Below are 16,231 nucleotides of genomic sequence, written 5' to 3'. Positions count from 1 at the left end.
ACCTTGTTTAAGCACCTTGTTTGAGTACCTTGTTTGAGTACCTTTAGCAATATTAAATTGATCTTAATATTTGCAACACACTGGTTTTAACCACTTTACGGGTAAATACATAACCTAGACAGGCAATAACTAATGCACCAAAAATTGGCGATACAAACCATAACGTAACATGTAATCCACCTGGTTTATTAAACAATAAATTTTGTAAAATATTAATTAATGCCTCACTTGTTATAATGGCTAATAAACCAGAAAGTAATCCTAATGCTAAAAACTCGACCCACAAACTGCCTAATATTATTTTTTTAGATGCACCAAACGCACGCATTATCGTCGCTTGATGTATACGCAAATCTAATGATGACTGCACTGCGGCAAGCAACACTAAAAACCCTGCAATTAAAACTAATAATAAAATAAATTCAATAGCCAAACTAACTTGCGAAATAATCGTTTGAATTTGTTTAATGCTGCCATCTAAATCAATTAACGTAAACGTTGGGTAGGTTTGCATTAATTCTACTAAGTTCACTTTTTTATTATTTGGCATATAAAAAGACGTTAAATACACAGCTCCAATACCTTCAAATATAGGCTGATTAAACAACGCGTAAAAATTAGGTTTCATTGACTGCCAATCGACTGTGCGAATACTTGACACAATGGCTTGTAATTCTATACCTGAAATTGAAAACAACATCGTGTCGCCCACCACTATACCCGCGCCGTCTGCCCAGTCTTTTTCTATAGAGACGAATAATTGACCGTCATTTTCAACTTCGTTAAACGCTTTTCCAGCAACAATTGTATTGGTGTCACTAAATTTCTGAGTCCAGCTTAAGTTTAATTCACGACTAAATTCACGACTTGGTTCGTCTTTAAATATTTCTTTTAATGTTTGATCATTTATTTGTATTACACGACCACGAATAATAGGAAACATTTCATTAGATTTAATATCATGGCGCTGCTGCCATTCTAAAAACCCCTGGGTTTCGTCTTCAAACATGTCGTACACAAAAAAGTTATCTGCATTTTTTGGTAAAGATTGTTGCCAATCTCCGATTAATGACGATCGAATTAATCCTGAGGTAAATAATAAGGTTAATACCAACGAAAACATCATTATTTGCAGGCTGTTGGCTAGGCGTTGTTGTACTAATTGATTTAACCCTAATGAAATTATATGAGGCAGTTTACCACTTAATGCTTGAATGCCTTTAATTAGCAACCAAACAATGACCCACAATACACAGGCAGTAATTAAAAATACCCCTAAAAACCCTGCACTTAAAATCAAGTTTTGGGTGAACATCCAAAGCAAACTGCACACAGCCAACATTGAAATACCTACACGCACATATAACGATAAGGACATAATTTGAATGTCACGTAATATTTGTAATGGAGAAATATTTTTAAGGTTATAAATAGCAGGAAATGCAAAGGCAAATAAACAAATTAATCCTGTTAATGCACCTTGAATAAATGGCAATGCAGAAGCGCCGGGTAAATTGCGTGGCAATACATCAGCTAAAATAGTAATAAACACTTGATGCACTACATAACCTAATACTAACGCTATACAGATTGTAACGGTTGCAATTATAGCTAATTGAATTAAATATAAATTGCTTATTTGATTTGGAGTTAAACCCAATGTTTTAAATAACGCGACACTTTGAATTTGTTGTTTAGCAAACCGGTTCGATGCCATAGCAATTGCAATGGCCGCTAACGCAACCACTAACGCCCCCATTAACATAAAAAAGTCAGTGGCTTGTTTTAGAGTGTCACTTACAGATTCTCCCGCGTTTTCGCCATCGCTTTTAATTTCACGCCATCTGTAATGCTCGTTTAGTTTTTCTTCTAATGCTTTTTCTAGTGCTTCTAATGCTTGATCGTCACCATTAATTAACCATTTATATCGAGCTCGAGAGCCTGGTTTTAATGCTTGAGTTTTAGGTACATCATCTAAATGAATTAATGTATTCCCACCTGATAAAATCGATAAATTATCATCAGGGGTAGAGTTTAAAATTTGGGTAAATTCAAAAACCGTTTCACCTATTTTTATGGTGTCACCAAGTTGCACGCGCAAACTGGCCATGACTCTTGAGGACAACCATACTTCGCCAGGATTAGGACCTTGGTTGACTAATGTGGTTTCACCAAAAGCATTTTGCGATACACCAATTTGACCACGTAGTGGATATTTATTATCTACCGCTTTAATATTGCTTAGCTCTAAAAAAGACGAATCTTGTGTTTGCACCATTGCGTTAAACTCAATGATGTTGCTGTATTTAAAATCACTACTTATTTGACTGGCCACGCCCTCCCAACTCTCATCAATAGGTTGTGAGCCTGACACTAACCGATCGGCAGCTAATAATTGATTACTTTGTTTGCTCATAGCTTGGGTAAATCGTTCTGCAAAAATCCCGATTGCACTGACACTTGCAACAGCAATTAACATTGCAAACAGCAAGACATTTAGCTGTCCATTTTTTAAATATTTATATAATAGATTAAACGCAAGGCGAACAATCATAATGCTTCACCCACTTTTACTTCGATTAATTCACCAGCGTTCATACTAAATTGTTTGTCACATCGATTAGCTAATTTTGGATCGTGTGTCACTAACACCAACGTTAAATTAAATTGTTCATTAAGTTCAAATAACAAGTCTGCGACGGTTTGACCTGTTTGACTGTCTAGATTACCTGTTGGCTCATCGGCAAACAATATTGGGGTTTGACATGCAAATGCACGAGCAATAGCAACTCGTTGCTGCTCGCCGCCAGATAACAGCTTAGGTGTGTGATGTACTCGATGTCCAAGCCCTACTTTTTCTAAAAATTCTAATGCTTTTGCTTTAGCGTTATCGACTTGTTTTAACTGTAGTGGTAATAACACATTTTCTAATGCGGTTAATGTGGGTAACAATTGAAAATTTTGAAAGATAAAACTGATGTAATCCTTACGAATCAGCGCGCGCCCCTCTTCGTTCATTTTGGAAATATTATTACCAAATATCTCAATATCACCTGAGCTTGCTTGATCTAAACCAGCCAATAAACCTAGTAATGTGGATTTACCTGAGCCAGACTGTCCAATTATGGCTATACTCTGACCCTCAGCTACTTCTAAAAAAGTGTCTTTTAGGATGGTCAAATCACCTTCAGAAGATGGCACAATTTGTTTTACATTTTTACAAGAGATTGCAATGCTCATGAAAGTTAATTACCTATTAGTTATCAGTTTAGTATTCACCCTGCTTATTAGCTCAATTGCGCAAGCAACCACAGACAGCGAAATAAAAATATTAGTGATGGGCGACTCACTTAGTGCCGGTTACGGCATTGAGGTCGACCAAGGTTGGGTAGAGCTTAGCAGAATTCAACTTAAACAAAGTCATCCAGAAGTCACACTTATTAACGCTAGTATTTCAGGTGAAACCGCAAAAGGTGGCAGTCGCCGCTTACCACTAATGATCAAAGTACATCAACCAGATATGTTAATTTTAGAATTAGGTGCTAATGATGGTTTACGTGGATATCCGGTCAACTCGATCACTTTAGAATTAAAAAAGATGATTGAGTACGCGTTAGAACAAAATATTGAAGTGGTATTAGTAGGGATTCAACTACCCCCTAATTTAGGGGACACCTATAACAATGCATTTAGTAATCAATACCCAGATCTTGCCAAACAATATGATTTGGCATTGGTGCCGTTTTTATTAGAGGGTGTTGTGTTTAATGATAAATGGATGCAAAACGACGGATTACATCCTAATGCATTGGGCCAACCGACATTACGGGACAATGTACTTGAAATTTTATTGCCGATTCTTGATGGTAAATTAAATTAGCTTTTTGGATGTTTGAAAACATTTAAAGTGAGCAACATTTTTTGAAGCTCACTTAACAATCATATTTAAGAAGCCAATATTGCGCTGACTACTTCTGTACCAGGCAACCCGCTATTAATCATTAAAGCAAGAATCCCCACAAATACAGCCACTGTTGCAAAATACCAAACCAACGAAAACAACATTCCGTATTTATCTAACGCCGGCATCGTTTGGCCTGCAAAACGTCTCCAACTGAATACTAAATCCAAAAATCCGATCGCTACAAAAAAGCATAAAAAATACCAGCCTGCCATCATAGCTAACACAAACCCCAAAGCAGAAATGGCCATTAATACCAGAAACCCCCAGTATTTCTTAAATGAAAACACAATGGCTTTTAAGACATGTCCACCATCAAGTGGGTAAATAGGTAATAAATTAAACAGATTAATCAATGCACTAAAGGTAGCAACTAACCCTATAAAATGATTTTGCGAGACCACAAACGCAATATAAAAAGCGACACTCATTACCAAACCAAATACTGGTCCCATCATTGATATAAACACTTCTTGCCAATTGCTTTTTGCTCGCTCTGATACCGCCATACCACCTACAAATGGCAAAAAGTAAAATCCTTTTGTTTTTAAGCCTGATTTTTTCATGGCAAATACATGGCCATATTCATGAAAAGCAATTACCGCTAACAGTACCAACGCAAACTGCCAGCTAAATAAAATACTGTACGCACCCGCAGATGCTGCAAGCAATGTCACTTTTACAACTTTAATGCTTTTAGAGAATTTTAAAATTAAACCTATCAATGGCGCACTTAACCATTTATTGGGCTCTTTGGTTTGTTTAAGTTGCTGCGGTTGTTGATCCAAAGGATCGATCATTTTTTGTTTGGTTTCATAAATCACCTGCCCAACTTGATTTAAAATATTCACACTTACCATGTGCTTAGTAATATCCATTTTAAAATTAAATTGAGACTCACCAATTTCATGCAAGTCTACCAAATAACTAAAAGAGTCATCCACTTTAGAAAGTTTTGAATCCAATACTGCTACATCATCAATGTATAACGTTGTATTTTCTGCAGCGTCATCAATACTTAATCGAATGATTTGACCATTATATTTCACTTTAAATAAATCCACTTTTTTTACCTTTACCTTTATCATCTTTAAATTGTGCACTGACTAAATTAAAGAGTTAGCTGCTCAACTGCATAACCTTTATTTTTAAACATATTCACTATTGAATCGTCACCCGTTAAATGCCCAACCCCAACTAAAACAAATTCTATTTCATCATCCATAAATTCATTTTCAAGCAATGGCATCCACGCATTGTTTCTATTTAGAATCAAGTTGTTATAAATTTCAGGAAACTCAGTTTTTAACTCAATGGAAATCAGCTCAAGTTCTGTTCCTTTTCTCCAGGCTGAGACCATTTCATTCATCATTGAACGTAAACGATGCATATCTTTAAATGTATAATTAATCAATTTATTAGGCTCATTCCCCATGCTTGCTAAAAACATTAATTGATCATCAAATGATTCTAAAAAGGATCGTTTTTTGCCAGCTGATTTCGCTTTATTATCATAATATGCATCTACACCCATCGGGGTAAATCCAAATTTTGTCATTTCAATTTGAGTCAATACTAATGACAAACCTGTTGCAGTCATCGTGTTTAAATTCTGAATTGGAATATTATTTTCAGCCGCATAACTTTCGATTAATTTGTAGTTTTGCGCAGTGAGTTTATCTTCAATGGTTTCATTTGAAGGCAAAACTAAAAGTTGAAGCATTTTAGCTTGGGATTCTGGTAGTTCAGCGTCATCAATATCTACTTCGAAAATAATTTCTTTAGCTTGGTTATATGCAATATCAAATGCTGCTGGCAATGGGTAGTCTAAATCGCGTAATAAATGAATAGTGCCTCCTAAAAATACGGTTTGTTGTTTTCCATTTATTTTTTTGGTTATTTTCCAAACACTTGTTTTTTCTATTTGTTTTTTTGAAGTATTATTTTCATTATTATTTTCATTATTATTTTCATTATTGATTACATTGTTGACTGCAGTAGTTTGAGATGCGTGACTATAAGCAGTTAGACAAATTAGTAGGCCTAACAGTATTGAGATGGATTTCATAAACGATTTTCCTTTGTGGTCGATATAAATAATTCAGTAAAGACTTAAAAAAGCATAACTTCCCTATTATGCCAGATTATTTACAGAACTAGTGAATATTAATCGTTAATTATTTCCCCCAGATTCTTGTGCATCAACGGTGTATGTCATCCATTTTTTAGTACTCCATCGCCAGACTGCAATAAACGCTCTTATTGTTTCATCAAACAAAGCGGCAATAAATATTCCGTAAATTCCCATATTTAATGTAATGGCTAAAATATAGGCTAAAGGTGCACCAATCACCCAAGTTAACGCTATAGCACTGAATGAATTAAAACGTGCATCGCCTGCACTTCTTAATGCACCGCCCACTACAATATTGGTTGCACGACCAGGTTCAGTTATGACTGAAAGTAAAAACAAAGTAAAACCTAATTTTAAAATTTCAGTGTTATCTGTATATAAATTTAAAATAAATGAATTAAATATAAAGAATACAAACGCAATAGTTGTTGATCCGATAATAGCAAGTCGTGCACCTTTAATTAAAGTTTGCTGAGCTAATTCATAATCTTTTCTACCGATTAATTGAGCAATCATTGTTTGTGTAGCCGTACCAAAGGCAAAGCTAATAGCCAAGCAAAACATAAATGTACTATAAGTATAATTACGCGTAGTTAATGCAATATCACCCACTTGGCTGACCACCCATAATAAATACACCATATAAAAATCAAACGATAATGGCTCTAAAGAAGAAGGCACTGCAATTTTTAAAATAGGTTTTGATAAACGCTTAAACTGTGACATTGCATATTTAAAAGGCAATTCAACATTAAGTTTAAAATGAAACACAAGCATTAATAAAACCAAACCTAATAATGATGAAATAATACTCATCATGGCAACACCATGCACAGCATAATCAGTATAAAAAACTACCCAAGCATTACCAATAATATTAAATACTGACACAATCCAATTAGCATAAGTATTATATTGTGGCTGTCCAAATAAATTTAACGTAGTTTGATAAACGGATCTAAACCCTAAAATTACAGCCAAAAATGTAATGTATTTCAAATAAACATTTGTATGTTGTTTGATGTCATCACTTAAATTAATTAATTCTGAAAATTGATCACCAAAAAACCAAAGCGCTGCGCCAATAATAAATGATACGAAAAAAACCAACATGGCATAAGTTACAATACTTGCTCTTGCATCTAAATCTTTATTGCCTCCCATACGCTGACCTGCAACAGCGCTACCTGCAACACTAATGCTTATTAAAATCATACTCGACATAAATAATAATGGCATCACCGCCCCTACACCTGCTGATGCATTGTCGGAGATTTGACTTAGAAAAAAAGTATCCGCAAGTGGGACACTTAACACGATCATTTGGTCAATGATCATAGGAAGGCTCATTCCCCAAATTCCTTTTTTAAGAACCTGGCTTTCAGTGGTGGGTTTTAACTTAGACATTTAGAAGAACTACAAAGAAATAATCCTTAATTATAGTGTTTAACTCATAAATAACACAGAACAATGTAGCTAATTGATGATTAAATTTATGCAATTTGTTGTAAAAAAGCAATCAAAATGTTGGTTGCTTTTTCATGTGATTTAATAACAACTTTATTTTAAATCATTCTCATTAAGAGCAAGAGCCATGCTCACCGCTCCTGGACCTAGATTTAATCCTGCTGTGACATTTGAAACGGTTTTATGTAATTCGATGTCATACTCCTTTGCTACATCAAATAACCGTCTAAATGCATTCGTTATTACAAGCTCATTTATTTCACCAGCATAACTGATCACGATTGTAGGCATCAGTAATTTATTATTTTTAATGCAATCTATTGCATAATCAAACATTTTTTCAATTGCATTTGTTCGATTGCGCACCTTTGCAACAGCTTGGTTTGTATTGTTATGGACACAAATTATTGGATGAATATCGAATGTTTTTGAAAGTACCGCCCCAAAAAAACTAACCGAGTCTACACCTTTTTTTAATGCTCGCTCACGAATATACGCCACATCTTTTGGAACACCATATCCGAAACAGTTTTCTGTAAATTCTCGTAATTGTTTAACGGTTTCAGTTTTTCCTAATTTTTGTTTTAATAATGAAATCGCTTTTAAAGTATACAAACCTTGGGCGGCAAACACCGTGCCCGTATTAATGATATCCATATCAAAGTTTTTGGTTTTGCCTGCTTTTAATCGAGCACTTTTGGAGCGTTCAATAATTTTTTGTGATGCCATTTGTGCATTTTTAAAAATTTCACTATTAGCATTTGAAACCGTCATCATAATTGCATAGTCATACTTGGTAACAATTTCATCTCTAAAAAAATCATAAATTTCTGAAACCGTTGGCGCGACCGATTGAGCATCTCGATTTTTTTCAATTAAAGATTTTCTATAAAAATCTAAGGCGGTATCATTTTTAGAATCGTCTTTAAAAATAGTGCCTTCGACATTAATATTAATATATAAAATTTTAATATTATATTTATCAAAAATTTCAGTTGGTAAATCACATGCCGCATCAACTATCAGTGCAAATTTCATAATTAATTCTCATTTAAAATTATTCTTTAAAAACAACCAAAATTAACGTTCATTTTTATTCTTGGTTTGGCTCAATAGGCATATACGGCCCATCTAATAATCCAGTTTGACCATTATTTACGGATCGATTATTCGCTTCATAAGAAAGTTGCTGAGTATTATCAACAAGCTGCCCAACAATTTGACCAAAAATAGCAGATATCATTGCAGATACGATAATCTCTAAAAAAGTATCTCCGCCTGCCACTGTATTAGACATACTGGCAACCGCATTTGATTGCCAAATTATTTCTTGGGTACGACTGTCAACTAAGGTTAGTTCAGAATTGACAACCGAGGTAGAGTCTAGCACCTGATACTTTTGTCCCCATCGATTAATTCGAATATACATAATTGCATCAGGATTTAAATGCTCAACGAGCTTTTCTACGGAGGCATTATTCATTTCAGCAGTAGTAGGTAAACCATTTTGCTTAAAATAATTATCAATAACCGCCACTGGAAAAACATAATAGCCTTTTTCTGCAACTGCTTTACTGATTGTGGACAAAAATACGTAAGGTGCATTTACTTCAACGGAATCATTCAATGGTGGAATAATTAAAATTGATTTAGGGCTACTTTTTTTAAAGGGTTCATCTAGAATATTTTTTCTTTCAGGCGTAGCACAACTTACCAACACAAATGCGACCAACACAAATGCGACCAACAACATCCAAACATGATTAATTTGCATCTTGATTGGCCTCGTTATTTTCATTTTTTGCTTCAGTTGCATCGGTTAATTGATCATCAGAATCTAGAGGTACGCCTGGAAAAGCACGAGAAATTAACCCATCGATCATCACCTGTGATTCAGGATAAAGTGTTTTTTCCATTTTTAAAGCTGCAACCGCGCCTTGCTCATCACCAACTTGGGCATACAACATACCTAAATGTGCATAAATTCCAGGTGCCATTTTTTTTTGCTGTTTTTGAGCGAAGCGAATATCTTTTGTGATTATTTCAATTTGTTTTACAGGTGTCGCTTTATCGGGTTTGACATACATGTCGTACAGTAACGACTCATAATTACCCCAGTGATATAAAGAGGATTGACTGGCACAACTGCTTAATAAAATACACAAGCCAATCATAATCGATTTAATCATCAATTTATTTATCCCATTTCCCATCGTCTAATGCTTCGACCATTTTATTAACGGCTTCGGTAATTGCAAAATTTAAAACTTTACCATTTAAGGTTGAATCGTAACTCGCTGTGCCGCCAAAACCTACAATTTCACGAGTGCTTAATTGATACTCGCCCGCACCTTGAACTGAATATACAATTTGGGATGTTAGTACATCGGACACAGTTAACGTTACATTTGCATAGGCGATTTGTTTTTTGCCTGATCCTAAAATTCCAAAAAATTGATGATCGCCTATTTCTTTTCGACCAAACTCAGTAACACTCCCTGAAATTGTATAACGTGCCCCTTTAATATTTTGAGTGACACCTAATAACTCAGCTTCTTGTTTTTGTCCTGCTAAGTCATCGCGATCCATCACATTAAAATAATTAGTTTGTTGCAAATGCGCTTTTAAAATAGTTTTTGCTTGATTGCCCATTTGATCATTATCACTTGAAAATAACCCGCTTTGGTAGTTTGAACGATTTTCAAATTTAGTTACAACTAGCGGTGTTTTTTCGCCTTGGTAATCCGACTGATACGTAGCAACAACAGGTGTATTAATTGCGCGATTTGATTGTGTAGCGCAACTTGACACCAATAATGATCCAACTGCGGTCGCAGTAAGTAAGTAAGCATTTACTTTTTTCATATAATATTCCTAAGTGGATGAAAAATTTAAAGTATTGTGACAACCCGATTCTATATGGTCAATGTTCTTTTGATTAATAAATGACAGTGGTTATACTGAGCACATATTTTTAAACAGCAAACCACTATGACTCATCAAATTTTAGTATTTAACAGCGGCAGTTCATCTTTTAAATTTTCACTATTTGAGCAAAATAATCCAGAGCCGATTTTAAATGGATTAGCCGAACAATTAGGTCAAACTCAAGCGTCCATTACTATTAAATATAAACAAAGTAAATTTAAGCACAACATTGCTAATGCCGACCATAAAACCGCGATTTTATTTTTATTGGATCAATTCAAAAAATTAGAAATAAATTTAGATCACATACACGCCATTGGCCATCGAGTGGTGCATGGTGGCGAGTATTTTTCAGACTCTGTGATAATTGACGATCAAGTGATTCATGCATTAGAAAATTGCAGTGCTTTAGCGCCTCTTCATAATCCTGCAAATATAGAAGGAATCAAGATTATGCAAAGTATATTTCAAGACACAAAACAAATTGCTGTGTTTGATACCGCATTTCATCAAAGCCTTCCTTCAAAAGCGTATTTATATGCACTGCCTTATCAATGGTACAAACAACAAGGTGTACGTCGCTATGGTTTTCATGGAACGTCTCATAAATACGTAGCACAACGTGCAAAAGAAATATTAAATTTAAATGACAATCATCAAATTATTACCGTGCATTTAGGTAATGGGTGCAGCGCAAGTGCAATTAAAGATTCAAAAAGTATCGATACAACAATGGGAATGACACCACTTGAAGGATTAGTAATGGGTACGCGCTGCGGCGATATTGATGCAAGTATTTTACAATTTATGCAGCAAAAAATGGGTTGGTCGCTAGATGAGATTACAAATAAATTAAATAAAGCCTCTGGATTATTAGGCTTGTCTGAGTTGAGTAATGATATGCGCACACTTGTTGAAGCAAAAGAAAAAGGACATGAACAAGCAGGTATTGCCATTGATGTATTTTGCTTTAAATTAGCCAAACAAATTATGGCATTGGCCACATCGTTAACCAGCATTGATGCACTTATTTTTACAGGTGGCATTGGAGAAAATTCAAGTTTTATTCGCTCCCAAGTTATTCAAAATTTAACATTACTAGGATTTAAAATAGATGAAACTTTAAATAAAAATCCTGATAAACAAACTGGCCGAATCAGCTCTGATCAATCCACGTTATGTATGGTGATTAACACAAATGAAGAATGGATGATTGCACAAGATTGCACTCGCCTTACTTCCACAACACTTTAAAGGAAATAACTATGAAAAGCATTTTTGTCGCACCCACATCATCATCTACAGGACTGACCTCCGTTTGTTTAGGTTTGGTTCGTGCATTAGATCAATTAGGTGTCTCGGTAGCATTTTGTAAGCCCATTGCTCAATTAACAGGCTCCAATAAAATCGATCAATCTACCTTTATTTTAAAACAAACTACGTCATTAAACCCTTGTGAACCTATTGCTTTAGATTATGCACAAAATCTTATGTCGCAAGGTAAAGAAGATCGTTTAATGGAAGAAATTGTCAGTATTTTTAGTGAATCATCTCATGGTGCTGATGTGGTAATCATTGAAGGTTTAGTGCCTGTAAATAATGAAAATTATATAGACCGATTAAACAGCGCCATTGCTAACACTTTAAATAGTGACGTTATTTTAGTAGCCGCAAAAAAATACAGAACCTATGCAGGATTAAATCAACGCATTGAAATGACGGCAAGTTTATTTGGTGGTGCATATTCTAAAAAATTACTAGGCTGTATCATCAATAAAATTGGCGCCCCTGAAGACGGTCAATTACAAGCAATGGATGACATCCAAGAAATTGATGAAAGCCAATTAACCTTAGATAATATTTCAAATCATTTATCAATTTTTAAGAAGAAAACCTTCCGTTGCTTAGGATTAATTTATTGGAATGCGGAATTAATTAGTCCACGAACCATTGATGTAAGTAACTATTTAAAAGCTTCAATTATTCATGCAGGTAACATACAAACTCAACGAGTCAATACAATCACTCTTGCCGCGCGAACCGTGCCTAATATTTTGCACACTTTATTACCAGGTACATTATTAGTCACACCTGGCGATCGTGAAGATATTTTACTAGCGGCATCGTTAGCAGTAGCTAATGGTGTTCCTTTGGCGGGGATATTATTTACTGGTGATTTATTACCAGAACAAAAACTTTTAGATTTATGTAAGATTGCTTTAGATAACGGACTTACAATTTTATCAACACCCTCAAATACATATGTCACGGCACAGATTTTAAATAAAATGCCAAGTGAAGTACCAAGTGATGATTTTGAAAGAATGGATTCTGTAATGGAATCAGTTGCAGATTCACTTGATGTAAACTGGATATCAGACCACAGTAAATTAACTGCAGATACCCGATTATCGCCTCCGGCATTTCGCTATGCATTAGTACAACGCGCTAAAGCAGCAAATAAACGCATCGTTCTTCCTGAAGGAGAAGAACCTAGAACCATTCAAGCAGCCTGTATTTGTGCACAAAAACAAATTGCACGATGCGTGTTACTTGGCAGAAAATCTGAAATTGAACGCATTGCTCAATCTCATGGATATGAAATAGATAACAATATTGAAATCATAAATCCTGAGGACATTCAAAAACAATACGTTGCCGGATTAGTTGAACGTCGAAAACACAAAGGTGTCACATCGCAAATGGCGGAAAGTTACCTTGAAGACAATGTTGTGTTAGGCACGATGATGCTTGCTCAAAATGAAGTAGACGGATTAGTTAGTGGCGCAATACATACAACTGCAAATACAATACGCCCCGCATTACAATTAATAAAAACCAAACCCGATGCTGCGTTAGTGTCATCCATATTTTTTATGTTATTACCAGAGCAAGTTTTAGTTTATGGCGATTGTGCTGTAAACCCTGATCCAACATCTGAAGAGCTTGCGGACATTGCAATTCAATCTGGTGATTCTGCTAGAGCATTTGGTATTGAACCTAAAATTGCGATGATCAGTTATTCAACTGGAAAATCAGGCACAGGCAGTGACGTAGAAAAAGTACGTGAAGCCACAAGAATTGCAAAAGAAAAACGACCAGATTTATTAATAGATGGTCCATTACAATATGACGCTGCAAGTGTTGCAAATGTTGCAAAAACAAAAGCTCCTGACAGTTTAGTAGCAGGCCAAGCCACTGTATTTATATTTCCAGATTTAAATACAGGAAATACCACCTATAAAGCTGTGCAGCGCTCTGCAAATTTAGTCAGTATTGGTCCAATGTTACAAGGTTTAAATAAACCAGTGAATGATTTAAGTCGAGGCGCATTAGTGGATGACATTGTGTACACAATCGCATTAACCGCGATTCAAGCGAATCCAATGTAATTAAACAAATTAACAAATTAACAAATTAACAAATTAACAAATTAACAAATTAACAAATATTAAGAGAAAAAAATGACAATCAATTGGCAACAAAAAGACAATATAATTATAGGCAGCTGCCCTGAAAAAACCGAATACCCAGTTAACGATGCAGTAGCTACCTGCATCGAACAGGCTGCTTCAATATTGGATAAAACTATTCAAGATGAATCTCAGTTTTTTTTACTGGAGTGGAATAAAACCAAATGCGAGTTAAGCATTGTGGTGACTGATACCAGTAAAACTAAAGATTCTGAATTTGCAGTCAAGTGTCATTTTGATGAGCTTGAAAAAATCATTACTTCTGAAAATGAAATTGAATGGATTGAAAACGTACAAGTTGCCGCAAGTAATTATTTAACAACCTGTCCTAATTTTTTAAAGTTTTCATTAATTGCTGTTTTTACCCACGAAGACAGAAATTACTGTAGATTATTATAACTTTATTGATTTTCGAGTGAACCTAATATGTATGCTGTCATTTTTAAAGCCAAAATAAATTCTCTAGATAAGCAATATACACAAATGGCTAAACAAATGCGGGATTTGGCTATCTCGCATTATGGCTGTACAGATTTTATAGCAACAACACAAGACGATAATGAAATTGCTGTTTCATACTGGCCGGATTTAGAAAGCATAAAAAAATGGAAGCAAGACTTTTCACATTTAAAAGCTCAAAAATTAGGCGCTGAGAAATGGTACAAACATTACGAAGTTGAAGTGGTAGAAATTTTACGCCACTATCAAAGTCTAGCTTAAAGGAAAAGTCTAGCTTAAAGGCAAAGTAGCTAGCTTTAAAGGCAAAGGGACTAGGTGGGTAAGTAATTTCACAAACCTTTTATTATAAGCATTGATTATTTATTTTAACCACTCAATGCAACTACACAGTATCGATTAACATTTTATTCACAATAGGTAAATTCATGAAAATTTTAGCATTTGCAGCAAGTAACTCTCGACAGTCCATCAACAAACAATTAATCGTTCACGCCACAAAAGTACTTAAAAATGAGATCATGCACAATGCTGATATTGAAATATTAGATCTAAATGATTTTGAAATGCCTATATTCAGTATTGATCGAGAAATACAATCGGGTATACCTCAATTGGCTCATGACTTTTTTGATAAAATCTCTCAATCTGATGCTATGATTATTTCTTTTGCTGAACACAATGGAAACTATAGCGCCGCTTATAAAAATATTTTTGACTGGGCATCTAGAATAAAAACACAGGACAATAAAAAAGTGTTTCAAAATAAACCCATGCTAATGCTAGCGACCTCACCAGGTAAAGGCGGAGCACGTAATGTGTTGAATATTGCAGTAACATCTGCCCCACACTTCCAAGGTATTGTAAAAGGAAGTATGTCCGTTGATCTGTTTTCACAAAAATTCGATTCTGAAAAAAAACAACTTAGTGACGAAACGCTAGCAACACAATTACGTGTCCTTTTAAATACACTCACTACAATTTAAAAGTATAAATTAAGAACAACCCTTAAATTATCATATTTTGGCGTGAATTGAATAGTTCACGTTTTTTAAGCAAGAATGGAAAAATTTAATCTCATTGCTTAACACTCAAATACTGTAATAAAAAAATTCTGATAAGTATCCTAAGCAAAATAACATGAAACACAGCTTGGTTAATTTAACCCTAATATTCACTGGGTTAATGAGTATCCATCACTCTTATTCCTCCACCTTTGAAATTCGTGGAGGGCCCAAGCCTGATAAAAACTCAAGATTTAAACATTAATTCTGAAAAATAAGAATCACTTACTCATCTTTTTAGCTGGTAGAGGATTTGAATTAAAAGAACAATCATTTTTAATTGAGTTTGAAGTAAATTTCATACCTGAGCCACCTGATTACTTCCCATATTTTGACCCCGATTATGTTGTACCTGCTTATTATGAAAGCGAGGGGCATATATTTACGCAAAGCATTTATTCAAAATTAACGCATTACATAATAAAGAATTAACTAAATGACTTTCATTGTTTTATGGACCTTCTGTTATTACCGTTCCAATTTACGAATACCATTATATTCAATAATTTGGGATGACAACGATGCATGAATCCAAAGAATATTGGAAAGTGTTTTGGGGAGTAAGTACACAATTAGACTTCAAACTTTTGTCGATTAAAAATTTATCAATCAATGCTACTGCTCGGCCACTTAATTATTATCAAGAATTCGGTTATAGTTTTGATGCTGGTTTGAAATTTAAATATTCTTATTAAATAACACATATAAAAAAACCGATTCAATTGAATCGGTTTTTTAATTATGTACA

The 16,231-nt window shown here is 34.6% G+C and carries 16 protein-coding genes; 7 read left to right on the top strand and 9 right to left on the bottom strand.

Annotation, left to right across the window (positions count from 1 at the left end):
- Positions 1-52 precede the first annotated feature (52 nt).
- Together TYM08_RS02185 and TYM08_RS02180 are read right to left on the bottom strand one after the other, a co-directional pair.
- Complete coding sequence (locus TYM08_RS02185) at positions 53-2,554, bottom strand: ABC transporter permease (RefSeq protein WP_422381340.1); 2,502 nt, start codon at positions 2,552-2,554, stop codon at positions 53-55.
- A complete protein-coding gene (locus tag TYM08_RS02180) occupies positions 2,551-3,240 on the bottom strand; it encodes an ABC transporter ATP-binding protein (RefSeq protein WP_422381339.1) in 690 nt (229 codons plus the stop codon). Before TYM08_RS02180 ends, TYM08_RS02185 begins: the two co-directional genes overlap by 4 nt.
- On the opposite strand from TYM08_RS02180, the gene TYM08_RS02175 reads away from it, so the two are divergent.
- On the top strand, positions 3,239-3,880 hold the full coding sequence (locus TYM08_RS02175; RefSeq protein WP_422381338.1) for an arylesterase: 642 nt from the start codon (positions 3,239-3,241) through the stop codon (positions 3,878-3,880). The genes TYM08_RS02180 and TYM08_RS02175 overlap by 2 nt on opposite strands.
- Positions 3,881-3,945: 65 nt before the next feature.
- Here the strand turns inward: TYM08_RS02175 and TYM08_RS02170 are convergent, their stop codons facing one another.
- The 7 genes from TYM08_RS02170 to TYM08_RS02140 all read right to left on the bottom strand — a co-directional run bounded on the left by TYM08_RS02170 (position 3,946) and on the right by TYM08_RS02140 (position 10,427).
- Entirely contained in the window at positions 3,946-5,025 is a 1,080-nt protein-coding gene (locus TYM08_RS02170) for a metalloprotease (protein WP_422381337.1), read from the bottom strand.
- 47 nt (positions 5,026-5,072) lie between these two features.
- On the bottom strand, positions 5,073-6,029 hold the full coding sequence (locus TYM08_RS02165; protein WP_422381336.1) for a TraB/GumN family protein: 957 nt from the start codon (positions 6,027-6,029) through the stop codon (positions 5,073-5,075).
- Positions 6,030-6,134: 105 nt separating this feature from the next.
- Positions 6,135-7,502: an MATE family efflux transporter gene (locus TYM08_RS02160; protein ID WP_422381335.1), complete on the bottom strand. Its 1,368-nt coding sequence runs from the start codon at positions 7,500-7,502 to the stop codon at positions 6,135-6,137.
- Between the two features lie 153 nt (positions 7,503-7,655).
- Positions 7,656-8,600 carry a DegV family protein gene (locus TYM08_RS02155; RefSeq protein WP_422381334.1) on the bottom strand — a complete coding sequence of 315 codons (945 nt, stop codon included), beginning with the start codon at positions 8,598-8,600 and terminating at the stop codon, positions 7,656-7,658.
- A 55-nt stretch (positions 8,601-8,655) separates the two neighbouring features.
- Entirely contained in the window at positions 8,656-9,336 is a 681-nt protein-coding gene (locus tag TYM08_RS02150) for a DUF799 domain-containing protein (protein WP_422381333.1), read from the bottom strand.
- On the bottom strand, positions 9,326-9,751 hold the full coding sequence (locus tag TYM08_RS02145) for a DUF4810 domain-containing protein (protein ID WP_422381332.1): 426 nt from the start codon (positions 9,749-9,751) through the stop codon (positions 9,326-9,328). Before TYM08_RS02145 ends, TYM08_RS02150 begins: the two co-directional genes overlap by 11 nt.
- A 4-nt stretch (positions 9,752-9,755) precedes the next feature.
- Positions 9,756-10,427, bottom strand: coding sequence for a CsgG/HfaB family protein (locus tag TYM08_RS02140; RefSeq protein WP_422381331.1), 672 nt, complete (start codon positions 10,425-10,427; stop codon positions 9,756-9,758).
- 126 nt (positions 10,428-10,553) lie between these two features.
- On the opposite strand from TYM08_RS02140, the gene TYM08_RS02135 reads away from it, so the two are divergent.
- The 6 genes from TYM08_RS02135 (at position 10,554) to TYM08_RS02110 (ending at position 16,178) form a co-directional block, all read left to right on the top strand.
- On the top strand, positions 10,554-11,744 hold the full coding sequence (locus TYM08_RS02135; RefSeq protein WP_422381330.1) for an acetate/propionate family kinase: 1,191 nt from the start codon (positions 10,554-10,556) through the stop codon (positions 11,742-11,744).
- Between the two features lie 11 nt (positions 11,745-11,755).
- Positions 11,756-13,882: a phosphate acetyltransferase gene (pta, locus tag TYM08_RS02130; RefSeq protein WP_422381329.1), complete on the top strand. Its 2,127-nt coding sequence runs from the start codon at positions 11,756-11,758 to the stop codon at positions 13,880-13,882.
- Positions 13,883-13,954: 72 nt separating this feature from the next.
- Positions 13,955-14,362, top strand: coding sequence for a hypothetical protein (locus TYM08_RS02125; RefSeq protein ID WP_422381328.1), 408 nt, complete (start codon positions 13,955-13,957; stop codon positions 14,360-14,362).
- Positions 14,363-14,389: 27 nt separating this feature from the next.
- The gene (locus TYM08_RS02120) at positions 14,390-14,683 is read left to right on the top strand and encodes an antibiotic biosynthesis monooxygenase family protein (protein ID WP_422381327.1); all 294 of its coding nucleotides are present in this window, start codon (positions 14,390-14,392) and stop codon (positions 14,681-14,683) included.
- Between the two features lie 164 nt (positions 14,684-14,847).
- A complete protein-coding gene (locus tag TYM08_RS02115) occupies positions 14,848-15,405 on the top strand; it encodes an NADPH-dependent FMN reductase (RefSeq protein WP_422381326.1) in 558 nt (185 codons plus the stop codon).
- Between the two features lie 599 nt (positions 15,406-16,004).
- The gene (locus TYM08_RS02110; protein WP_422381325.1) at positions 16,005-16,178 is read left to right on the top strand and encodes a hypothetical protein; all 174 of its coding nucleotides are present in this window, start codon (positions 16,005-16,007) and stop codon (positions 16,176-16,178) included.
- Positions 16,179-16,231 lie beyond the last annotated feature (53 nt).

This window comes from Marinicellulosiphila megalodicopiae (genome assembly GCF_045862395.1).
Lineage (GTDB): Bacteria > Pseudomonadota > Gammaproteobacteria > Pseudomonadales > Natronospirillaceae > Marinicellulosiphila > Marinicellulosiphila megalodicopiae.
Note: the sequence above shows the minus strand (reverse complement) of the source record. Positions and strands in the feature narration are given on the sequence as shown.